This window comes from Clostridioides sp. LIBA-6822 (genome assembly GCF_056688955.1).
On sequence record NZ_CP196995.1, the window covers coordinates 2,497,978 to 2,520,339 of the forward strand.

At 27.4% G+C, this 22,362-nt stretch carries 19 protein-coding genes and 1 pseudogene; 8 read left to right on the forward strand and 12 right to left on the reverse strand.

The features are described 5' to 3' along the window. The first annotated feature begins 653 nt into the window (after positions 1–653). Together ACTG48_RS11990 and ACTG48_RS11995 are read left to right on the forward strand one after the other, a co-directional pair. Complete coding sequence (locus ACTG48_RS11990; protein WP_479916952.1) at positions 654–2,018, forward strand: sodium:solute symporter family protein; 1,365 nt, start codon at positions 654–656, stop codon at positions 2,016–2,018. A 23-nt stretch (positions 2,019–2,041) separates the two neighbouring features. Further along, the gene (locus ACTG48_RS11995; RefSeq protein WP_021385052.1) at positions 2,042–2,695 is read left to right on the forward strand and encodes a TetR/AcrR family transcriptional regulator; all 654 of its coding nucleotides are present in this window, start codon (positions 2,042–2,044) and stop codon (positions 2,693–2,695) included. A gap of 119 nt (positions 2,696–2,814) precedes the next feature. Here ACTG48_RS11995 and ACTG48_RS12000 read toward each other — a convergent pair whose 3' ends face one another. The 5 genes from ACTG48_RS12000 to ACTG48_RS12020 form a co-directional block, all read right to left on the reverse strand. Beyond that, complete coding sequence (locus ACTG48_RS12000; protein ID WP_021385078.1) at positions 2,815–3,597, reverse strand: alpha/beta hydrolase; 783 nt, start codon at positions 3,595–3,597, stop codon at positions 2,815–2,817. A gap of 119 nt (positions 3,598–3,716) precedes the next feature. Beyond that, on the reverse strand, positions 3,717–4,883 hold the full coding sequence (locus tag ACTG48_RS12005; RefSeq protein WP_021385059.1) for an AI-2E family transporter: 1,167 nt from the start codon (positions 4,881–4,883) through the stop codon (positions 3,717–3,719). Between the two features lie 149 nt (positions 4,884–5,032). After that, positions 5,033–6,397 (reverse strand): aldehyde dehydrogenase, encoded by a 1,365-nt coding sequence (locus ACTG48_RS12010; protein ID WP_021385056.1) that lies wholly within the window; start codon positions 6,395–6,397, stop codon positions 5,033–5,035. 290 nt (positions 6,398–6,687) lie between these two features. Further along, the gene (locus ACTG48_RS12015) at positions 6,688–7,227 is read right to left on the reverse strand and encodes a flavodoxin domain-containing protein (RefSeq protein WP_479916953.1); all 540 of its coding nucleotides are present in this window, start codon (positions 7,225–7,227) and stop codon (positions 6,688–6,690) included. 50 nt (positions 7,228–7,277) lie between these two features. Further along, complete coding sequence (locus ACTG48_RS12020) at positions 7,278–7,769, reverse strand: MarR family winged helix-turn-helix transcriptional regulator (RefSeq protein ID WP_479916954.1); 492 nt, start codon at positions 7,767–7,769, stop codon at positions 7,278–7,280. A gap of 128 nt (positions 7,770–7,897) precedes the next feature. Between ACTG48_RS12020 and ACTG48_RS12025 the strand changes: the two are divergent. Further along, positions 7,898–8,041 (forward strand): annotated as a pseudogene (locus tag ACTG48_RS12025) (transglutaminase-like domain-containing protein); the annotation flags it as partial. Positions 8,042–8,260: 219 nt separating this feature from the next. On the opposite strand, the gene hflX reads toward ACTG48_RS12025, so the two are convergent. The 5 genes from hflX to ACTG48_RS12050 all read right to left on the reverse strand — a co-directional run bounded on the left by hflX (position 8,261) and on the right by ACTG48_RS12050 (position 15,637). After that, positions 8,261–9,526, reverse strand: coding sequence for a GTPase HflX (gene hflX, locus ACTG48_RS12030; RefSeq protein ID WP_021385067.1), 1,266 nt, complete (start codon positions 9,524–9,526; stop codon positions 8,261–8,263). Positions 9,527–10,165: 639 nt separating this feature from the next. Beyond that, positions 10,166–11,998 carry an ABC transporter ATP-binding protein gene (locus ACTG48_RS12035; protein WP_021385076.1) on the reverse strand — a complete coding sequence of 611 codons (1,833 nt, stop codon included), beginning with the start codon at positions 11,996–11,998 and terminating at the stop codon, positions 10,166–10,168. Continuing rightward, a complete protein-coding gene (locus ACTG48_RS12040) occupies positions 11,991–14,237 on the reverse strand; it encodes an ABC transporter ATP-binding protein (protein ID WP_021385070.1) in 2,247 nt (748 codons plus the stop codon). Before ACTG48_RS12040 ends, ACTG48_RS12035 begins: the two co-directional genes overlap by 8 nt. Before the next feature lie 67 nt (positions 14,238–14,304). Then, positions 14,305–14,766 carry a MarR family winged helix-turn-helix transcriptional regulator gene (locus ACTG48_RS12045; RefSeq protein ID WP_021385058.1) on the reverse strand — a complete coding sequence of 154 codons (462 nt, stop codon included), beginning with the start codon at positions 14,764–14,766 and terminating at the stop codon, positions 14,305–14,307. 304 nt (positions 14,767–15,070) lie between these two features. Next, positions 15,071–15,637 (reverse strand): beta-class carbonic anhydrase, encoded by a 567-nt coding sequence (locus tag ACTG48_RS12050; protein ID WP_021385074.1) that lies wholly within the window; start codon positions 15,635–15,637, stop codon positions 15,071–15,073. A 690-nt stretch (positions 15,638–16,327) separates the two neighbouring features. Between ACTG48_RS12050 and ACTG48_RS12055 the strand changes: the two genes are divergently transcribed. The 3 genes from ACTG48_RS12055 (at position 16,328) to ACTG48_RS12065 (ending at position 17,832) form a co-directional block, all read left to right on the forward strand. After that, positions 16,328–16,666 (forward strand): helix-turn-helix domain-containing protein, encoded by a 339-nt coding sequence (locus ACTG48_RS12055; protein WP_021385206.1) that lies wholly within the window; start codon positions 16,328–16,330, stop codon positions 16,664–16,666. A gap of 12 nt (positions 16,667–16,678) precedes the next feature. Then, positions 16,679–17,005 carry a helix-turn-helix domain-containing protein gene (locus ACTG48_RS12060; protein ID WP_234781119.1) on the forward strand — a complete coding sequence of 109 codons (327 nt, stop codon included), beginning with the start codon at positions 16,679–16,681 and terminating at the stop codon, positions 17,003–17,005. Between the two features lie 149 nt (positions 17,006–17,154). Continuing rightward, positions 17,155–17,832, forward strand: a complete 678-nt coding sequence (locus ACTG48_RS12065; protein WP_021385141.1) for a hypothetical protein — start codon at positions 17,155–17,157, stop codon at positions 17,830–17,832. Between the two features lie 66 nt (positions 17,833–17,898). Here ACTG48_RS12065 and aroD read toward each other — a convergent pair whose 3' ends face one another. Next, positions 17,899–18,666: a type I 3-dehydroquinate dehydratase gene (aroD, locus tag ACTG48_RS12070; protein WP_021385195.1), complete on the reverse strand. Its 768-nt coding sequence runs from the start codon at positions 18,664–18,666 to the stop codon at positions 17,899–17,901. 388 nt (positions 18,667–19,054) lie between these two features. On the opposite strand from aroD, the gene ACTG48_RS12075 reads away from it, so the two are divergent. Then, positions 19,055–19,945: a LysR family transcriptional regulator gene (locus ACTG48_RS12075; protein WP_479916955.1), complete on the forward strand. Its 891-nt coding sequence runs from the start codon at positions 19,055–19,057 to the stop codon at positions 19,943–19,945. Positions 19,946–20,010: 65 nt separating this feature from the next. Here ACTG48_RS12075 and ACTG48_RS12080 read toward each other — a convergent pair whose 3' ends face one another. Beyond that, positions 20,011–21,222, reverse strand: a complete 1,212-nt coding sequence (locus ACTG48_RS12080; protein WP_021385258.1) for a GNAT family N-acetyltransferase — start codon at positions 21,220–21,222, stop codon at positions 20,011–20,013. 412 nt (positions 21,223–21,634) lie between these two features. Between ACTG48_RS12080 and ACTG48_RS12085 the strand changes: the two genes are divergently transcribed. Then, on the forward strand, positions 21,635–22,267 hold the full coding sequence (locus ACTG48_RS12085; protein ID WP_021385176.1) for a CatB-related O-acetyltransferase: 633 nt from the start codon (positions 21,635–21,637) through the stop codon (positions 22,265–22,267). The last annotated feature ends 95 nt before the right edge of the window (positions 22,268–22,362 follow it).

Genomic DNA, 22,362 nt, shown 5'->3' on the forward strand with positions numbered 1-22,362 from the left:
CCCCTCCCTTATAAAATTTAATCACTTTTCATTATTCACGTATAATATTTTACCTTCCAAACATCAATTATTTTTTTCTTGATTTGGTTTTAAATTTTATATGTGTATAATTTTAATTTAATTATATTCTCAAAATTCATAATTGTCAAACACTTTTTTGATTTTATTTTTTGCTCTTAGATTTAAGTAAAAAGCCCTTTTAAGTTAATTTACATTTGTTTTTTATTGTTTTACTGCTTTAAAATGTCATCAAAACATATATTTCAAATTGTTTTATCAAATTCTTAGTAATTTTAAATTATTATAATATTATTCAAGAATAATTTTATTAAGATATTTTCATACTACATCTAGATTTTAAAAATAATTTTTACCTCTTTAAATTTATTTAATTTTTATACATGTACTATTGATTTAAAAATAAAAGCATGTTACAATTACAAAAAGAATCTATCAGACGAACATCATTACAAACATCAATTTCAGAATTTTCAATTTTTTCTTTTTATGTAATTCTACATAGTATTATAAGTTATTATAGCTATACTAATCCAAAACTAATAAAAACAAATATTGTACTACTTTTATATAAAATATATTTTAAATATATTTTATAAATTTTATTAAAAATATTTTATAAAGGAGAAGAAACTATGTTACTTTTAATTGCTACGTGTGCAGTATACATATGGATTGGTTTTTATTTTTCTAAAAAAGTTAAAACGGCATCCGATTTCTTAATTGCAGGTAGAAATCTTCCTTTACCCATCCTCGCCGCAACTATCGCTGCTACATCTTTTGGTGGAGGGTGCTTAGTAGGTGGAGTTCAATGGGGAGCTGAAAGAGGATTGTGGGTTGGTATGTACTCTACTATAGGAGCTTCTTTAGCTTGTTTTGTAAACGCATTTTTTGCAGGAAAGTTAAGAAGTTTATCTTGTGATATAACTCCTGCAGATTATATTGAAACTAGATATGGTCATAGTATATTTTTAAGAGCTTATCAAAGTCTTGTAACACCAATATCAATATTAGCCATTATGGGCAGTCAATTAATCTCTTTTGGTTCTGTATCTACTGCATTTGGTATTCCTTACGATGTAGCAGTAATTATAGGAGTAATAGTAATCATTATATATACTTATACATCGGGAATGTGGGGAGTTGCAGTATCAGCATTTATTCAACTTGCTATTTGTGTTGTGTTTTTGCCAATAGTAGCTTATATAAGCTTAAAATTAGTTGGCGACAACCCTTTACTTATGTTACAATCAATGGTAAAAGAACCATTCTTTCCAGGAAATAAATCGATTAGTGATTTTATGTATACAGTTTTACCATTAGTTTTAGGCTCAATATTTTCTTATGAAAGTTTTTTAAGATATCAATGTGCTGATAATGCTAAAAATGCAGTTAAAAGCAGTATAATTGCAGGATTTATACTTTTGTTTCTTGCTTTTCCTATAGGAATAATTGGAGCTATTGGTGGTAGTTTATTTCCAAACATATCATCTGTCCAGGTTTTACCTCAAATGATATCAACAACTTTACCACCTTTAATTTCTGTATTATTCTTAGCTGCTATATTAGCTGCCATAATGTCTACTGCAGATTCATTAATGACTTCGATGAGTGCTATCATATCAAGAGATATTTATAACAAATTATTACATCCTGATATAGAATTTAATGACTTGAAAAATACTCTAAAATATTCTCAAATTGCTTCAGCTTTAACAGCTGTAGCAGGTGCAATTATAGCACTTAAGTTTGATAGTTTATTAGAACTATTATTTTGGCCAGCACCATTATGTACAGGCGTGATATTTGCACCATTTGTAATTGGCCTTTCCTGGAAAGGTGCTACAAAAAAAGGTGCTATCTATGCTGTTATAGTAAGTGTGATATTGGCATTATTAAATATGGTTGGCATTCTTACTGTCTTTGACAGAATTTTAATTCCTATAATAGGTGGTTCTATTACAATATTTATAGTTAGCAAATTTTCAAAAAAAGATTGAAAAGAGAGGTATATACAGTAAATATGTCAAAATCAGAAAAGGGAAAAGAAACAAAAGCTAGTATTGTAAGTGCTGCTAGAGAATTATTTTTTGAACAAGGTTATCATAAAACGACAACTAGGCAAATTGCAGAAAGAGCTAATATAAATTTAGGTCTAATAAGTTATTACTTCTCAAGTAAAAGCGAAATAGGGGCTATAATATATGAAGATATAAGAGATGAAATGCAGTCTTTAATCTATAACTATCATGAAGAGGGCACTATGATGATGTTCTTTCTTGCTATGAATGCTGACCTTTGTTTTCTGCTAAAAAATGAAGCGTACAGGAATTTTTATTTAGATATAGCTTATGAAGAAGCTATTTTAAGCTATCAACGAAGTGTAACTGAGATGGTAATGAAGAGATATGTTAATGATAAAGAATCTATAGAACATGATGAATTAATACTTTCTTGTATTGGTATACTTGCTATGAAGCCTGAGATAATTAGGGTTTATATTTCACACAAGTATGATATCTCTTCTCAAGCAGTAATAAAGTATTTTACAAAACAATTCCTCATTAACCTTGGTCATAGCACCGATTTATGTGAAGATATTTTAGAGGAACTGAGTAAATACTATATAGATATAGTTGATAACTTCACTCCAATAATAACTCGCATAAGAACCTAATAAAATTTTATCGGATTCTTAGGGACTGAAATTTTAAAATCGTAATTAGGTGTTAAAATTTCAGTCTTTATTATATTAAAAAATATCTTATAGTATTTTTTCTTAATACTATAAATATCCTACACAATCATATCTATAAATTTCTTTATCCATAAATTCCAAAGACGCCATTCATGGCCTCCAACACACTCTTCATATACAACATCTATATTTAAAGACTCTGCATATTTCTTAAATGTCTGATTGTTTTCATATAAAAAATCTCTATCACCACAGAATTGATAAATTTTAGGAATATCTTCATTTCTTTCTTTAAGATTCTTAAGTATGTAAAGTAAATCATTATCGCTATTTCTAGCATCTTCTGGTCTTCCAAAATCATGAAATAGAATATCTGCATTAGTTTCTATTTGTTGATTTTCTAACTCATGAATCATATCAGGTGAACCAGAAAAACTTGCAACTGCTGAAAATTCTTTTGGTTTTGAAAGTGCTAACTTTAAAGCACCATATCCTCCCATGGACATTCCAGCTACAAAGTTATCTTCTCTCTTATCTGACAAAGGAAATATAGCTCTAACAAATTTAGGTAATTCCTCACTTACAAAAGTAAAATATTTGTGCCCATACACCATATCTGTGTAAAAACTAGTTTCTACTCTTGGTATTACGAGAGCTATATTTTTATTTTTAGCATAATGTTCTACATTAGTATATCTAATCCATGAGCTTTGGTCATCTTCTAATCCATGAAATAAGTACAATGTTTTAAACTTACCTTCAAAATCATATATCTCTTTACCACTAAAAAGTTCTTTTCCATTTGCTACAGGTAGAACTACAATTACATCGGTTTCTCCTCCTGTATATTTAGATTTAAATTTACATTGTATAAATGCCACAAAAAACACCTCTTCTATAATAATTTTATATCTAAAAAGCACCAAGAGTTTAACTTTCTCAGTGCTTTAAATATTTCTTAATTTATATATTTTTAATTACACATAATATCTTTTTTTAGCTACATATAATCGGAAGTATCTGTTGGTAATCCTTTTTTATCCAATTTACCTTCAACAACATCTTTAATTATAGAATAAATTACAGCAAACATTGGAACTCCTATAACCATTCCAACAAAACCTAATAGTTTTCCTGCAACTAACAATGAGAATAAAATCCAAAATGCAGATATACCAATTGAATCTCCAAGTATTTTAGGTCCTATAATATTGCCATCTATTTGTTGTATTATTAATATAATTAACAATAACCATAAAGCTTTTATAGGAGATACAAACATTACTATTAGTGTAGATGGTATTGCTCCAAATAAAGGTCCAAAGAAAGGTATGATATTTGTAATACCAATTATAACTGATATTAATAATGTATATGGCATTTTAACTATTGTAAGTATTACAAATGTTAGAATACCTATAATAAATGAATCTAATATCTTACCACCTAAAAATCTTCCAAATGTATAGTTACTTCTATGAGTCAATTCTAAAATTCTAGCAGCTTGTGTCTCTGTAAATACTGCATAAGTTATTTTTTTACTTAATCCATAGAATTTTTCTTTATCAATTAGTAAATATACTGAAACAATCAATCCTAGTACAATATTCCATATACTAGAAGCTACATTCTTTAGCATATTTCCTAATATTGGTATTAAATCTGTTACAAACTTTATAATATATGCAACAAATTCATTCCATTTATCTACTGCCAAATTGAAGTATTGTTCATCAAGATTTAAATCAGTCATTAATTTATCAATAAGCTTAGTTGCATTATTTACATACATAGGTATATCATTTGCTAGTCCAACAATACTCTCAATTACTTGAGGCAATACGAAATACATAAACAAGTAAAGTATCAATGCGGCTGTTGCATATGTTAATAAAAGACCCAATCCTCTTTTTGATTTTTGTTTTAGGCTTTTTAATTTCTCACTTTTTATAAAAACTCTATCTTCATAAAATTTTAAAATAAAATTAAGAAGATATGCAATAGCAAATCCTATTATAAAAGGCTGTAAAGTTGTAAATATAGCATCTAAATTATTAGAAAATACATCGATTTGTGATGATACTAGATAAAATATTATACTACAAGCAGCTATTATAAATGTGTAAATTGCTATTGTTGTGTACTTTGTATTCCAATTAATTTTCATTTTTTCCTCCTTATTTCTATATAGTTAAATTTTATCACAAAATCACTATTTTTATAACAAATATAGCAAATTTAAATTTTAAATTCTATAAAGTATAATTAGAATACAAGTTTTCAATTTTATTTATATTCATTTTTCTACAATATAATCTACATTATTTTCTTAAGAATCTTAATTAATTTATCATTATATGGTGCATATCTAATAGGAATATCTAAATTTAATTTTTTTAAGACACTCTTATAGTGAGTAAAGGTATCAAACCCAGCTTTTCCATGATATGAGCCCATACCGCTCTCTCCAACTCCACCAAATGGTAAGTAATTCGTAGCTATATGTGTAATTGTATCATTAATACAACATCCACCTGCTGGAATCATTTCTAAAATTTTATTTTCTAGCTTCTTATTTTTTGTAAAAATATAAAGCGCCAATGGATTTGGTCTCTGTATAATTTCTTGTATAACTTCATCCAAGTTTTTATAAGTTAAAATAGGAAATATAGGTCCAAATATTTCTTCCTTCATTATATTGTCATCCCAATTAACATTATCTACTATAGTTGGCTCTATTTTTAATGTCTTATTATTGCAAATTCCACCATATACTACTTTGTCTGTATCAATAAGAGATACTATACGATTAAAATGTCTTTCATTTATAATTTTAGGAAATTGTTCATTATTACATGGATTATCTCCAAAATATTTAATAATATAATATTTTATTTTTTCTATTAATTCATCTTTCCTATCTTCATGTACTAATACGTAATCTGGTGCTACACAAGTTTGCCCTGCATTTATTAGTTTTCCCCATGTAAGCCTTTTTGCAGTAAGCTCTATATCTGCATCTTTTAAAATAATACAAGGGCTTTTTCCTCCAAGCTCTAAAGTTGTAGGAGTCAAATATTCTGATGCTGATTTCATTACTATTTTACCAACATTAGTACTTCCTGTAAAAAATATATAGTCAAACCTTTCTAATAGTAATTTTTCACTTTCTTCTTGATTCCCTTGAACAACTGCAACATATTCTCTTGAAAAAGTATTTTCAATTATCTCTTTAACTATACTAGATGTTGACACAGAGTATTCAGAAGTCTTCAATATAACACAATTACCAGCTGCTACTGACCAGACTAATGGTATAAGTGCTAATTGGAAAGGATAATTCCATGGTGACATTATGAGTGTAATGCCATAAGGTTGTGGAATAATCTTGGATATAGATGGAAAGTTAACCATACTTGAGTTAACTCTTTTTGTCTTACTCCATTTTCTTATGTTTTTTATAGCAAAATCAAGTTCACTATAAAACATACCTATTTCTGTCATAAAGCCTTCAAAGTTTGACTTATTTAAATCTTTCTTTAATGCAAAAAGTATTTTTTCTTCATTTTCTAATACGACTGACTTCAATCTTTTTAACTTTTCTAGACGAAACGATATATCTCTAGTTTTACCTGTATTATAATATTGTCTTTGCATTATCACTAACTTCTTTATATCCATTATTTAAAATCCCTTCTTTAAGAATTCTTCTATTTTATGTTATTGTTGAAATTCGATACACTTTTATTTTACTAATTTATAACCTAAGAAATTCACATAAATATAACATAAATTTACCAATAAAAAAAGCCCCTTTCATTAAATAAATAGGCTAGTAATCGTATTTTTAAATTAAATGAATTATAAATTATAACAATATTAGAAATAATCAAACTATATGTCGTTATTCATAAAATTATTTTGTAAATATGCTCTAATGTATTTTCATAACTTATCATGTTTAAAGATAATTATAAATTTGTACTTTTAATGTTGTCTACATATTCAAGTATTGGCTTTAAGTATTCTTTATCACACCATTCAAAAACTTCTCCTGACAACAAAGGTGCTTCTACTGGTTTAAGTCCTTTACGCTCTTGTTTCGCTATAGCTTTTTTTAAAAAACTACAAAGTGTACTATCTATCCACGACATTTTTGTTTCATCCCATTCTCCACGACAGTAAAAACATGGAACTCCATCTAATTCTTCCTTAAAGTTAACTTCCCTTAATTTTTTTAGTACTTCATCACTATATGGAGATGCTCCTACACCAAAAACTATTAGGTTTTTTCCTTTTAATTCTTTATAATGCTTTTTTAGAAAAGAAATTCCTGCTATATTACAAGCATAAAGACCTCCTCCTAAGATAATAGTATCGTATTTCATAATTTTTTCTATGTTTATATCTTTAATCTCAAAACTGTCACAAATCAATAATTCTGAAAGCCATTTAGCATATTTTTTTGTTGATCCATATTTACTTTTATAAATCACTACTGTATTTTTCATAAATTATCTCCTTTTGATGTCATACAAAGTTGATTTCTCACTTATCTATTTTATAAATTATTATCTTCTACATAATCTCTTACATACTCAATTCCTCTGCTTAATTTCATAATTCCAAAAAATAATTGTTCTACTTCTTTTTCTGTAAAATCTTTAAATAAAAGCTCTAATACTTTAATTTGCATATCTCTTACTCTTTCTGAATACTCTTCTACTCTATCCTTTGTTAAAAGGTAAGTAGCTCTTGAATCTTTTTCATTTTTTTCAATTTGTACAAACCCTTTTTTTTCTAAAGCAACAGCTAATTTCTTTACATTTTGTCGTGAGCATCCCATAAGCTCTCCAAGCTTAGTCAGTGTCACAGTCTCATCTATAGATTCTGCAAGTGCTAAAAGTAACCATTGTTTCATTGTAAGTTCTGGGTCTAACTTGTCACATGCAGTTTGAAGTTTATTCTGCATTACAAATAGATTTGCAAATATAGCTTGTTTCCTACTCTCATCATCCACAACAATTTTTTTCATTAAAGTTTCTATATCCATTTTTTGTCCCTCTCTATATGCTAATTCTTAGACGTTCCATCACTGTTTATAAATAGTAATTAGTTACTTTTTATTATAGTAACTAATTACTATTATGTCAATAATTTTATTTTTGTTACAAATAATAAGACGCTATAGGGATTGAATGTTATTATGTTCACAGCACATAAAATGACCACCAGTGGAACCTTGTCCGTTTTGGTAATGGACGCTTGTGTCATGTAGATATTGATACTAACAAATCAGCAGGAAAGGATGTCATATACAAAAGTTATATATGAATAGTAACTAACACAACCATGCCAGTAGAATAAACGAGTATGCTTCATATAACTTACAAAGGTGAATTTTGATTTTTCACAGGACAATTATCATATAGATTAGGGTTTCTTAGGAATCCCTAATCTATATTTATATTTTATAGGTATAATTTAACTCAAATTTAAGCTATTTACATTAAATACATTTTAAGTTATATTATTTTTTAAAATCTACTCTAAAATATATTTTTTATACTTATTATACTCTATATCACTACATTCAACTTCTAAAACAGTTCCTTCTTCTGTATATTCTGTGCTTATTATACTTGCATTATCATTAAAATAGGAAGCTACATGCCCTTCATTATATGGAATTAAAACCTTACATCTTATATAATCCTTAAATATACTATCACAAATACATTTTATCATTTTGTCAATATTTATGTCTTTTTTTACTGAAACAAAGATTCCATCTATATCGTCTACAATATTATTTAAAGCTTCTTCATCCATTAAATCAACCTTATTATACACATGTATCATAGGTATACCATCTGCACCTATTTGTTTTAAAGTATCTTCAGTTACTTTAATATGATTTTTGTAGCTTGGATTTGAAATATCAATAACATGTAATAATACATCTGCTTCACATGCTTCTTCTAATGTTGACCTAAATGCCTTTACTAAATCATGTGGTAGGTTACTCACAAACCCAACAGTATCAGATAGTAAAAATTCTTTATTATTTGAAAGAACTATATTTCTAACAGAGGTCTCCAATGTAGCAAATAACATGTTTTTCTCAAAGACTTTCTTTTCTTCAGAATTTTTAAATGTATCTACTAATTTATTCATGATTGAAGATTTACCCGCATTTGTATAACCAACTAAAGCAACATTTGGTAAATTTGATTTTCTCCTCATACTTCTTTGGGTTTCTCTTTGAAACTTTAAATCATCCAGCTCCCTATTTAGAGAAGTTATCTTTTCTTCTATTCTTCTACGGTCAAGTTCTAACTTTTTCTCACCAGAACCTCTATTTTTAGTACCAACACCACCACTTTGACGTCCTAAATTTTCATTTGAACCTATAAGCCTTGGTAGCATATATTTTAAACTGGCAACTTCTACTTGAAGTTTAGCTTCTCTAGTTTTTGCTCTCTGTGCAAATATATCAAGTATTAATGCTGTTCTATCTATAATTTCGCAATTAAGCTTTTCTTCAAGGTTTTTGAGTTGTGATGTAGAAAGTTCATTATAAAATACAACTATATCTGTATTTTCTTTCTTTATTAAGTTTAATAATTCATCTACTTTACCTGCCCCAATATAATATGCTCTATTGACTTGCTTTGCATTTTGAGTTACACTTCCCACAACATCAATATCACATGCTGAACATAAGTTTTCAAGTTCAATCATCAGTTCATTAAAATCCTCAGATTTATTATTTATATTTAGTCCTACTATTATTCCTTTTTTTGCCATATCCATATTCTCCTTATCTGCTATTTTTATTTAATATATAGCACGAGATTATGGCTCTATAATTAAATTCATCAAGAATTCTATTTTTATCTTATCCTTAAATGACACTTCTAATTTAACATTATAATAACCATAATCGTGCATTATTTTCTCAATCTTATAGAAAAAATCACTTTCATACACCCCCTCTCAATTATATTATGTAGTTTTTTCAATAAAAAAACTCCTTACAAATCTAAGTAATACAAACAAGCTACTTATCTCATAAGAAGGATTAAAATTCTAAATATATATTAAAAATATGTCAATTTAATTGACTCATATGCAATTACCATATTATATTTAATCCAATTCTTAAATTTAAGTAGTTTTTTACATGATTAATAAAAGCAATAGAAATATAAACTTTTATACAATCATTAACTATTAAAATTAAATTTCATTTACAATAAAATTTAAAGAATATGATTAAATATACATTTTGATAACCACCTCCAACATTTTCCTTATTACATAGTATAATAAAATACATACTTTGTAAAGACATAAAATAATAGATAAGACTATACTTATAAAATATAATCTTATCTATTTAGTTTATCTTAATAAATTATACATCTATTCTAAATCAATTTTTTGTTACATTGCTTCATCTTCTTCAAATTGAGAATTGTAAAGATTGGCATAGAATCCGCCTTTCTTTAGAAGTTCCTCATGATTTCCTTGTTCAACTATATCGCCTTCATTCATAACAAGAATCATATCAGCATCACGTATAGTTGATAATCTATGAGCTATAACAAAGCTTGTTCTACCTTCCATAAGATTATCCATAGCTTTTTGAATCAATACTTCTGTTCTAGTATCAACAGAACTTGTAGCTTCATCTAGTATTAGGATTTTAGGGTCAGCTAAAATAGCACGAGCTATAGTCAATAATTGTTTTTGACCTTGAGAAACATTACTTGCTTCTTCATTTAGTTTCATCTTATATCCATCTGGCAATGTCTTGATAAATCTATGAACATGTGCAGATTTAGCAGCCTCTATAACTTCTTCATCTGTAGCATTTAACTTACCATATCTTATATTTTCCATAATAGAACCACTAAATAACCATGTATCTTGAAGAACCATACCAAACATTTCTCTAAGTTCACTACGATTGAAATCTTTAATATTATGACCATCAATCAATATTGCACCACTATTAACATCATAAAATCTCATTAAAAGTTTAACTATTGTAGTTTTACCTGCTCCTGTAGGACCAACAATGGCAACTTTTTGACCTGGTTTAACATTTACTGAAAAATCATTTATTATAGTCTTGTTTGGATTATATCCAAAGTTGACATTTTCAAAATCAATTTTTCCTTCTAAACCATCTATTGAAACTGCATTTTCAACAATTTGGTCTTCTTCTTCCTCTTCTAAAAACTCAAATACTCTTTCTGAAGCTGCTGCTGTTGATTGTAGTAAGTTAGCAACCTGTGCAATTTGAGTCATAGGTTGTGTAAAGTTTCTTACATATTGTATAAATGATTGTATGTCTCCAACCTCAATTGTTTTCTTAATTGCAAGCCAACCTCCTAAGATTGATACCATTACATATCCTAAGTTTCCAATAAACATCATAAGTGGTTGCATTATACCTGATAAAAATTGAGATTTCCATGCTGAATTATACAAGTTATCATTTAATTTATCAAACTCTTCAATTACTTCTTCTTCACGGTTAAATGCTTTTACTATTGTTTGACCACTGTAAGTTTCCTCAACCTGACCATTTACATTTCCTAAATATTCTTGTTGAGACCTAAAGTATTTTTGTGATTTCTTTACTATTCTTGAAATTACAAACATTGATATTGGTAATATTAAAATTGCTACCAATGTCATAATACCACTTATAGATAACATCATTATCAAAACACCTATCATAGTTGTCACTGATGTTATAAGTTGTGTCATACTTTGATTTAAACTTTGGCTTAAAGTATCTATATCATTCGTAATTCTTGATAATATTTCACCATGTGTCTTAGTATCAAAATATTTCATTGGCAATCTATCCAATTTTACTGAAATCTCTTTTCTTAAATTATAGGATACTTTTTGAGAAATTCCACTCATTATGAATCCTTGTATAAAAGAGAATAATGCACTTATCAAGTAAAGGCAAAGTAAAAATGCTAAGATTTTTCCAATTGCATCAAAATCTATACCTACATTACCTCCAGAAACTTTGCTCACTAATCCTTCAAATATCTTTGTAGTTGCTTTACCTAAGATTTTTGGACCTACTATAGAAAATGATGCACTTCCAATAGCAAATACAATTACCAAAATTATTGATATTTTAAATTTAGATAAATATGCAATTAGTTTTCGCATAGTTCCTTTAAAATCATTTGCTTTTTGCCCTGCTCCCATAGATTTTCCCATAGGACCTTTTCCCATTCTACTCATTACCTAGCTCCTCCTTTGAAAGTTGTGATAAAGCTATTTGCTCATAAACTTCGCAATTTTTTAGAAGCTCTTTATGTGTTCCTATTCCAACTATTTTTCCTTCATTTAAAACAATAATTTGTTCTGCATGTAGGATGGTGCTAATTCTTTGTGCAACTATCAGTACTGTACTTTCAGCAGTTTGTGATTTTAAAGCCTTACGAAGAGCTGCATCCGTTTTTAAGTCAAGAGCGGAAAAACTATCATCAAATATATACACTTCTGGATTTTTTGCTATTGCTCTTGCAATAGAAAGTCTTTGTTTTTGACCTCCAGATACATTTGTTCCACCTTGAGAAATTTCAGTTTTAAAAGCTTCTGGTTTAGAATCAATAAATTCTGTAGCTTGAGCTATTTCAGCTGCAGTTCTCATTTCTTCATCTGTTGCGTCTTTTCTACCATATTTTAAGTTGGATTCTATAGTACCAGAGAATAATACTCCTTTTTGAGGTACATATCCAATTTTTTCTCTTAAGTCATGTTGAGAAACATTTTTTATATTAACTCCATCAAGTAATATTTCTCCCTCTGTAACATCAAAGAAACGAGGAATTAAATTTATAAGAGTTGACTTACCACTACCAGTGCTTCCTATAAACGCAGTTGTTTCTCCTGGTTTTGCTGTAAAGGATATGTCTGTCAATATAGGTTCTTCTGCATCTGGATACATAAATGAAACATTTTTAAATTCAACAAGACCTTTTTTATCTTCTTTAAATTCTTGCACTTCTGTTTTTTGAGGGTCTTTAATACTTATATCTGATACTATTACTTCATCTATACGTGTAGCTGAAACAGATGCTCTTGGAAGCATAATAGATACCATTGATATCATCAAGAATGACATTATTATCTGCATTGTATACTGTATAAATGCCATCATATCTCCAACTTGCATTGCCCCAGAATCAACACTATATGCACCTCTCCAAACTATAAGAACAGTTATAAGGTTCATTATAAGCATCATAGCAGGCATCATACATGTCATAACTCTATTTACAAAAAGATTTGTTTTAGTTAAGTTTTTATTTGCTTCATCAAATCTTTCTTCTTCATGTTTTTCAGTACTAAAAGCTCTAATAACTGGAATACCAGTTATTATTTCACGGCTTACTAAGTTTAACTTATCAACAAGCTTTTGAACTAGTTTGAACTTAGGCATAACCACTGAGAATAACACTACTATTAATGATAAAATAGCAACTACTGCTACTGCTATAATCCATGCCATTGAAGTATTTGTATTTAAAACTTTTATTACTCCACCTATAGCCATTATAGGTGCATAGAATACTATTCTAAGTAACATAACCATCAACATTTGTATTTGTTGGATATCATTTGTACTACGAGTAATTAATGAGGCTGTAGAAAACTCATTCATCTCAGTATTTGAGAATGACATAACTTTTCTAAAAACTCCACTTCTTAGATTTCTACCTACACTTGCTGCTACTCTTGCTGCTAAGAATCCTACTGTTATTGTAGCTACCATACTAATCATAGCTATACCAAGCATTTTTGCACCAGTAAGTAATATATAGTTATTTTGAGTTTTTTCTGTATCAATTCCTATTTTCTCATACTCTGCCTTTACATATGATACAGAACTTTGTGTTATCATACTTTCTGGCATACCTTCAAAACCTTTACTCATCTCTTTAGTTAATGTATCTAATTGCTCTTTTGGCATTGCTGATAATAACTTAAACACATCAATATCTCCACCTTGAGTAGCTTGTGGTGGAAGTTGACTCATTAGCTGTTCTTTCATCGCTTTTACTTCTTTACTATCACCTTCAAGTCCCGCTACTATTAAAATAGCTTTACCAAAGATAGAATTTAAATCATCTATAGTATCTTTATCTTTAGTATTTAACTCATAAAGAGATTCTTCTTTTAGACCTGGATACTCATCTTTATACTTACTATAATCTTCTTTATTCAATAAAGTATAATTATCTAATACTTTATCCTTACTACTTTTATCCATGAATAAAGTAATTTTATCCAATTCTCCCTTTCTAATCACAGATGGAACAGAGTTTTCTACTCCACCTTGTTGTATACCTATATTTACTATATTGGATGTGTATTCTGGTAAAGAAAGGTCACATACTGCTTGAACTACCAATAGACATACTATTACCACTATTGGTAATGCTGACTTCTTTAAATATTTAATTAATTTAAACATACATTTCTTCCCTTCTGTAATATTAATTAGTCTAATGACATTAAATTGAAAAATATTATTTCAAAATTTAAAAATATTTTTCATCCTCATGTTTATGACATCCTGCTTTCAAATTATCTCTTACTTGCATTAAGAGTCTTCTAAGTACTATCTTTTCTTCTTCACTAAATCCTAAAAAGAATTCTCTTTCTAGCTCCTGATTGAATTCCTCGACTTTATTACATGTTTCTAATCCTTTATCTGTCAAAAAAATCCTAGATACTCTTTGGTCCTTTTCATCTTGTTTTCTCTCTACAAGTCCAGCTTTTTCCATTCTTTTTATCATAACTGTAGTAGTGGATGCTTTCACTTTTCTTTTATCTGCTAATTCTTTTTGACTTTGGCCATTCTTCATTTTTAGTGAAAAAAGTATTTGTGGCTGACCATGATATAAGCCTAATTTATCAAAATAAAAATGAGTTCTTATAAAATATATTCGCATTAATTGCAAGAAAACATCATTCAATCTTTCTTCAGAATTACTATTCATACTTCCCCTCCTTATTTTTATATTACTTAGTCGGCTAAGTGTTATTCTACTATATCGTATACTTTTTTTCAATATATTTATAAAAAATTCATATAAATTTCATTTATTAAATATTTTTGTACTATTTAGTTATAATTTTAATAAATAATAGTAAGTTTTTTAATTAGCTAGCTACTTATATTTTCTTTATTGAAAAGCTTAAAATAAACCTTTTCATATATTTTCAAATAAAAAAGTTGTTCCAAAATAAATTTGAAACAACGTTTTGTACAACACTATATTGCTTATATACTACTATAATATTCTATTTATTCTCATAACCATTTACAACAATATCTAATTTTCCAGTTTCTGGTGAAATTATTAAGCCATGTACAATAATTCCTTTTGGAATTAAAGGATGTTCTTTTATTAAATTAATGCTATCTTTTACAGATTCTTCTGCAGAATCAAATCCATGTAGCCATTGTTTTGTATCAATTCCAGCACTACGAAGTGTAAGTATCACATCATTAGATACCCCTCTATCTAAAATTTTACTAAGCAATTTATCTGTATCAACGTTACACATACCACATCCATGATGCCCTACAACTATAACCTCATCTACATCAAATTCGTAAATTGCAACTAGAATACTTCTCATAATACTACCAAAAGGATGCATTATGGTAGCTCCTGCATTTTTTATTAGCTTTACATCTCCATTTTTTAAATTCATAGCTTTAGGTAAAAGTTCAGTTAATCTTGTGTCCATACAAGATAAAACTACTATTTTTTTATTTGGATGTTTTGATGTAGCATATTTTTCATATTCTTTGTTCTCTACAAATGATTTATTATACTCTAATATCTCTTCAAGTTTTTTCATATGTAATCTCTCTCTCTTTAAAAATTTTTTTTATTATTATATCACTATTGAACTACAATATATACAAATATAACTTAATTTATATTTATTAAATATTTTTATGAAATTATTACTCTACCATAATATTACATATAACCTATGTTTATAAAGATTTGTATATTTATTTTTTTATTATCGAAACTAATATCACACATTTTATTATTTATTTAATTATATTTTTTTTGAAATATTCTTGTATAAATTATCTTCTATTTTAATCACTTTTCTATTTTACTTCTATTTATTATATTTAAAAATATCAGTTTTACTAGCATAATAATCAGATTCTAGGTACTTATCAAAAAGTTTTCTAGATACTTCAATCTTCTAATATTATCAAATACAAAATTATTTAAATTTTCAAAATATATTCTACATATATAATATGTAATTGCAATAAAAAATGCTATAATTAACATATTATTAATTCGTTTTATTATTGTAGTACGGGTATGAAATTATAAAAAATATTTGTCTAATTAGGAATGTGATTTATCCATATTTGTTTATTGTAGATACAGACTATGCAAAATAAATAGCACATATTTCAGTTTAAAAACATATATAGTCTATATTCAGACTAAAAAAGTATAAATAGTCTATATAAAACAACTTAAACTATGAATATAATCTAAGGTGGAGGGATAATAATTGGCAAATATAGGAAAAATAATAGGAGATAGAATAAAAGTCTATAGAACAAAACTGGGATATAGTCAAGAGTTTCTAGCAGAAAAAGCAGGTTTACATACAACATATATTGGTCAGATTGAAAGAGCTGAAACAAATACATCCATCAATATTATAATGAAAATCGCTACTGCTCTGAATATACCACTTGAATTGTTATTTGCAAATATTATTACAGCAGAAGGCGTTGATAACTCTATACCTTTGGAATGTTATGAAATAATTAATAAATTAACTGAAAAAGAACAAGCAGCAATGTTAGAGTTAATAAAATGCATTATTAAATACAAGGAAATATAAGTGAGGAAAGTAATGACAGTAATGAATTATATAGGTAAAAGACTTAAAGAAGAACGTAAAAAAGCGAATTTAACTTCAAAAGAGTTTGCAAATATGGTTGGAGTATCACCTTGGTATATAAATCAAATAGAAAGTGGTAAGAAGAATCCAAGTCTTAAAACATTCATAAAATTTGTAAGTGTATTGAATATCTCTGCAGATACTCTTATAAAAGACGTTACTCCCATTGGAAAGACATATTTAGAAAATGATATAAATGAAGAATTAAAAGACTTAAATTCGAGAGAGTTAAATCTGATATCGCAGATTATAGATATAATAAAAAAGAATAGAATATGATTCTTTATATTCTGTATAAACAAAAAGGTTATTTGAAATAAATAACCTTTTTTTGTCTTTTTGTGTTAACATTGTCTTATAGTGCTAATTAGCACTATTAGACCATGTTCTATGGCCTTATTTTAATATAAAACGATTGGGGATAGGCTATGATTGTGATTGAAGGTAGCGATAAATTTAAGATTGCAAAAGAATATATCGATGTAGAATATACTCTTTTTAGCAAAATAACTTTTAGGTATGAAAAGTTAAAATTTAAAGATAACTCTGAATTAGAAAAAATCAAGATGTTTAAATATAAAAATGACTACATACTTAATAAATTAAACCTTATTTTGGGAAATGAGCTCTGCTCTTATAAGAAACAGATAATTAGAGAAACTGTAGATACTCTAAGATTGACAGAACTTTTTTCAAGTGACAATATAGAAGATATTAAATTTATAAAAGACAATAAAGAAAAACTAGAAATTAGTATAGAAAAGATTGTAAAATTTAAACGTCGAAAAAACAGGAGTTATGTTTGTTGTTATTGTCCTGATATGTATAGGGATGTAAAACTAGATAAAGAATCTATCAATAAAATATATAGTAGAAAAATAAAAATTGAAAGAGAAGTTAATATTTTTGAAGATGAAGACATTATAATAAACAAAAAAGTATTTAAATTCCCAAAATCCTGGACAAAGAATATGCAAAAATATTGGTTAAACGAAAATAAGTATCCTATACATTCTAGTGTAATTGATGATGATAGATACAAGTGTTGTAATGTACAATACTCAAAAAACAGAGTAATACTTTTGTATTACATATATAATTTATAGTGTTTTAATGGCATATTTCAAATATGCCATAGTTGATTTATAAGATATTACTTTTCTTTTTTTAAATCATTTAATACTCTTATGTAATAAACTAAGTACTGAACTTAACTCTTTAAATGATATTTGTCCTGGAGCTGAACTTTTCTTAGAAGCTCCAAAAGTCAATGCAGAACCAAATATTTCTCCACACAATCTACTTATAACTCCCATTCCTGACATGGACATTGTTATTATTGGTCTATCTGCATAAACTCTAGACATTTCATTTGTAGCTTCAAGTAACACTAACACATCATTTTCATTTTGTGGCATAACAGCTATTTTGGGCAAATCTGCTCCTAATTCCTGCATTCTACATAATCGTGATATTATCTCTTCTTTTTTTGGTGTTTTATAAAAGTCATGATTAGAAATGATTACTTTAATTTCTTTTTTATGAGCAAAATCAACTATTTCATTTACAACTTCATCTCCTATAAATAATTCTACATCTATTAAATCTACCAATCCTGTATTAGAAATCTCTTTATTTAATGTAATATAATAATCTTTTGATATTAGTTTTTCTCCCCCTTCCACTACACTTCTAAATGTAAATAATAAAGGCACATCAGATATGTAACTTCTCAATTCATAAAGTATCTCCTTAACTTCTTGAATATTTTCTACATTTTCAAAAAAATCAACACGCCACTCTATAATATCCAAACAAGTTTCTTTTAATATTTTAACCTCTTTCATAATATCTTCTTTATTTTTCCCTATAATTGGAACACAAATCTTAGGTATACCTTCTCCTATATTAATATTTTTTACTTGAACTATCTTATTCATAGTTTCCTCCATACATAAAAATCCTATGGGATTTTAGATTCTTTTTTCTCTATAATTCTATTATACAGTAAAAATAATATACATTATAACAATACTAGATTAAAAATAATATTTATTCTACTTTTTATAACAATCTGTTATAGAAAAATATTCACTACTGAATATTCTCATTTCCTACATATAATAAGTCTCATATATTAAATGTATTTACAATTAAATTTGCTATAGTATCTTATAATTTTCATAATATTCTTTAAGTTGAATTTAATATAATGCATATTATTCTCGATGTTAATAGAATTAATCTATAAATTATGGTATAATTATGTAGAAATAGCTCGAATTTCACTACTTATGAAGGGATTGAATATCAATGAACCTAAATCATTTGCATTACTTCAGAGTTTTAGCTAAAGTTGAACACTATACAAAAGCAGCTACTCAATTATCTATAACTCAACCAAGCTTAAGTCATGCTATATCAGCTCTTGAAAAAGAATTGGGTACTTTTTTATTTGAAAAGCAAGGCAGAAATGTTCGTCTTACTAAATACGGTAAATTTTTTCTAACATATGTTGATAAAGCATTAGGTGAATTAGAAAGAGGAGAAAAAAAACTTAGAGAATATACTAGTATATCAAAAGGTGTTGTAGACCTGGGATTTATTTACACATTAGGGGCTCACTTCATTCCAAATATGCTTGGTAGTTTTTTAGAGCAAGAACCAAATAAAAATATCTCTTTTTCCTTTGGTCAAGGTACTACAAAAAAGATTATACAGGGTTTAAAAGACGAGAAATTTGACTTAGCATTTTGTTCTTTTGTTCCAAATGAACCCAATATAGATTTTACAGCTATACTTCAAGAAGAACTGGTTGTAATAGTACCATATAGCCATCCTTTAGCATCAAATGATAGCGTAGATTTAAAAGATACAGAAGATTATCCTTTTATATTCTTCAGCGAGGATAGTGGGATTAGACCAATTATTGATAAGTTATTTGAAAAAGTCAATGTAAAGCCTCAAATTGTATGTGAGACAGAAGAAGATACTGCCGTTGCAGGATTAGTCTCTATTAACTATGGAATAGCTGTTGTTCCAAATATCTTTGCACTTAAATACTTCAATGTAAAAATTTTGTCAATAAAAAACCCAATACACGAAAGATACATATATTTAGCTACAATAAAAAATAAATATTTAACTCCTGCTGTTAGTAGATTTAAGAATTTTGTTATTAATTATAGCAAGACCAATAATTTGATAGATAAAAACTAAAAACGAATTAGAAAAGGGATTGCATCATATAATATGATACAATCCCAGGTAAATTTTAAAATTTATTAAAAATAGTCTGAAAAATATGGATTTTCACGCTCAATAAGATTTTCTAGTAAATCTACTATATCTTTATCACAAATGATTCTCTTTATTTTATGAAGATACGTTGGTCTTTTGTAGCTAAGTAACATGGTTGTAAGTGTCTGTATATCAACTGCCAAATCAGCCTTATCACCACCAACAGTTAAGATACCTTTCCCATCTTTAGAAACATTTAATGTAAATACTCCTGTATTCCAATCTAGTAAAGGGTCTTTCAACTGAAAAACTAATTTTATATCACTTTCTTGTCTTCTAAATGGATACTGACTTATAAATTGTTCTATATCAACAATTCTTCCCATAAAATATGGTTTTATATTTTCTTCAATATCCCCATCTTCAAGTAAAAATGCCAATGGTTCATCTGTATAGGTATTGCCAACTACTTTATTTATCATAGAAAAATGGGCACTTATAAAATTCCATAATCCTGTACGCGCTTCTTCTTCTACAAATACCATCTCTTTAATATAGAATATCTCTTCAGAAATCCAATACAACACATAACCTTGTGCATTACGATTTTTATCATAATAAATAGCACAAGTGAGTTCTTCTAAATCCCAACGCCAATATTCTTCCCAAGCTAATTCACTTCTAATCATACAAGCATGGTTCATTTTAGAAAAACGTTCATATACATTTCGTATATCTTTATGCTCTATGCTTACACGTTCAACTTCTCCTAAAACAGCTTTTGTCTTTGGTAACTGGGTATCTTTAATTTCAAAAGATATTTTATCAGATATTATTTCCCATCCCTTACGGCGATAGTATGGAATTGAGTATGGAAATAAGTAAGATATAGATTGTTTTCTTTCTCTCATATCTGCTAATGCTTGTCTCATTAGTTTATCCATAAGACCTAGATTAGAATATTCTGGATATGTTCCAACACCAGTAAGACCGCCCATATCATATTCTTTACCAAATATATTGATTTTGAATGGATAAACAGCTATTTGAGATACTAGTTTATCTTCATCAAACCAACCAAGTACATCAGCTTGTCTTAATACAGGTAGTTTAGCAAGAGTTATTTCTCTTTCCTCCCAGCCTACTTGTTGTAAATCTTGATTTGTCACTTGAAATACGTAACGTAATAATTGATTGAATTGTTGTAAATGCTTAGTTTCTACATTCTTCATTTCGAGTCTCTCTAGTCGACTCATAATAAAACCTCCTAAAAATAAGTACATATAAATACTGTCCATTTACATAACATGGATAATAAGTTTATACAAATACTAAATAAATATTTATATAAGCATAATTCTACCATATACAAGATATTATAGTCAAATCACTATAAAAATTAGTTCCCTCTCAAATACTCATGCTATTCAAATTAAAAATTATTTTTTATTTAATATATTAAGTAGTTGCAAGTTTTAGTATCTTGATATATAATCAACTAAATGTATAATTGTTATAATATGCTACATAGTCAAAAGTCTGTTTTAAATATAAAATATATGGATTATAAAGTTAAATATAAATACTATTTAAGGAGTGATTCTGTGAAGAGATGTATTGTAATAATGGAATAGTCAAAACATCATATTATAAAGGAGAGATTCAAACATGACTATTCCAAATTCAAATAAAATATACCCAAGAAGTAATGATTATCAAACTGTATACCTTAGAAATGTAATCACAAGAGAAAATATAGAAGTTGGAGATTATACAATATATAATGACTTTTATAATGACCCAAGAGATTTTGAGAAAAACAATGTATTATATCATTACCCTATAAATAACGATAAATTAATAATTGGTAAGTTTTGCTCAATAGCATGTAATTCAAAATTTTTAATGACTAGTGGAAATCATACAATGAAATCACAGTCTACTTATACATTTCCTATCTTTTATGAAGAATGGGGATTAGATGTCAGCCATATAACAGATGCGTGGGATAATAAAGGCGATATTGTAATTGGAAATGATGTATGGATAGGATATGATTCTATAATTATGTCAGGAGTACATATTGGTGATGGTGCAATTATTGGAACAAGAGCCGTAGTTACTAATGATGTTCCACCATATTCTATTGTTGGAGGCATACCTGCAAAAGTTATAAAAAAAAGATTTAGTGATGATACAATTTCAAAGTTATTAGAAATTAAATGGTGGAATTGGCCATACAAAAAAATTCAATCAAACATTCAGTATATTCAATCAGGAAATATTGATAAATTAGTTTAATATTTTATTAATATTTATTCTTAAGCTTCATTTTATTGATTTTTTGTAAGAGATTATTTAGAACTACTGTATTGTTTTTAATATATCAGAAATTA

What these genes read in the sequence shown, in the direction of transcription:
- ACTG48_RS12060 (WP_234781119.1), top strand. Translation starts at nt 16,679, where the DNA reads ATGACAGTAATGAATTATATAGGTAAAAGACTTAAAGAAGAACGTAAA.
- ACTG48_RS12050 (WP_021385074.1), bottom strand. Translation starts at nt 15,637, where the DNA reads ATGAAAAAACTTGAAGAGATATTAGAGTATAATAAATCATTTGTAGAG.
- ACTG48_RS12045 (WP_021385058.1), bottom strand. Translation starts at nt 14,766, where the DNA reads ATGAATAGTAATTCTGAAGAAAGATTGAATGATGTTTTCTTGCAATTA.
- aroD (WP_021385195.1), bottom strand. Translation starts at nt 18,666, where the DNA reads ATGAATAAGATAGTTCAAGTAAAAAATATTAATATAGGAGAAGGTATA.
- ACTG48_RS12015 (WP_479916953.1), bottom strand. Translation starts at nt 7,227, where the DNA reads ATGAAAAATACAGTAGTGATTTATAAAAGTAAATATGGATCAACAAAA.
- ACTG48_RS12040 (WP_021385070.1), bottom strand. Translation starts at nt 14,237, where the DNA reads ATGTTTAAATTAATTAAATATTTAAAGAAGTCAGCATTACCAATAGTG.
- ACTG48_RS11995 (WP_021385052.1), top strand. Translation starts at nt 2,042, where the DNA reads ATGTCAAAATCAGAAAAGGGAAAAGAAACAAAAGCTAGTATTGTAAGT.
- ACTG48_RS11990 (WP_479916952.1), top strand. Translation starts at nt 654, where the DNA reads ATGTTACTTTTAATTGCTACGTGTGCAGTATACATATGGATTGGTTTT.
- ACTG48_RS12005 (WP_021385059.1), bottom strand. Translation starts at nt 4,883, where the DNA reads ATGAAAATTAATTGGAATACAAAGTACACAACAATAGCAATTTACACA.
- ACTG48_RS12035 (WP_021385076.1), bottom strand. Translation starts at nt 11,998, where the DNA reads ATGAGTAGAATGGGAAAAGGTCCTATGGGAAAATCTATGGGAGCAGGG.
- ACTG48_RS12080 (WP_021385258.1), bottom strand. Translation starts at nt 21,222, where the DNA reads ATGAGTCGACTAGAGAGACTCGAAATGAAGAATGTAGAAACTAAGCAT.
- ACTG48_RS12010 (WP_021385056.1), bottom strand. Translation starts at nt 6,397, where the DNA reads ATGGATATAAAGAAGTTAGTGATAATGCAAAGACAATATTATAATACA.
- ACTG48_RS12020 (WP_479916954.1), bottom strand. Translation starts at nt 7,769, where the DNA reads ATGGATATAGAAACTTTAATGAAAAAAATTGTTGTGGATGATGAGAGT.
- ACTG48_RS12065 (WP_021385141.1), top strand. Translation starts at nt 17,155, where the DNA reads ATGATTGTGATTGAAGGTAGCGATAAATTTAAGATTGCAAAAGAATAT.
- hflX (WP_021385067.1), bottom strand. Translation starts at nt 9,526, where the DNA reads ATGGCAAAAAAAGGAATAATAGTAGGACTAAATATAAATAATAAATCT.
- ACTG48_RS12085 (WP_021385176.1), top strand. Translation starts at nt 21,635, where the DNA reads ATGACTATTCCAAATTCAAATAAAATATACCCAAGAAGTAATGATTAT.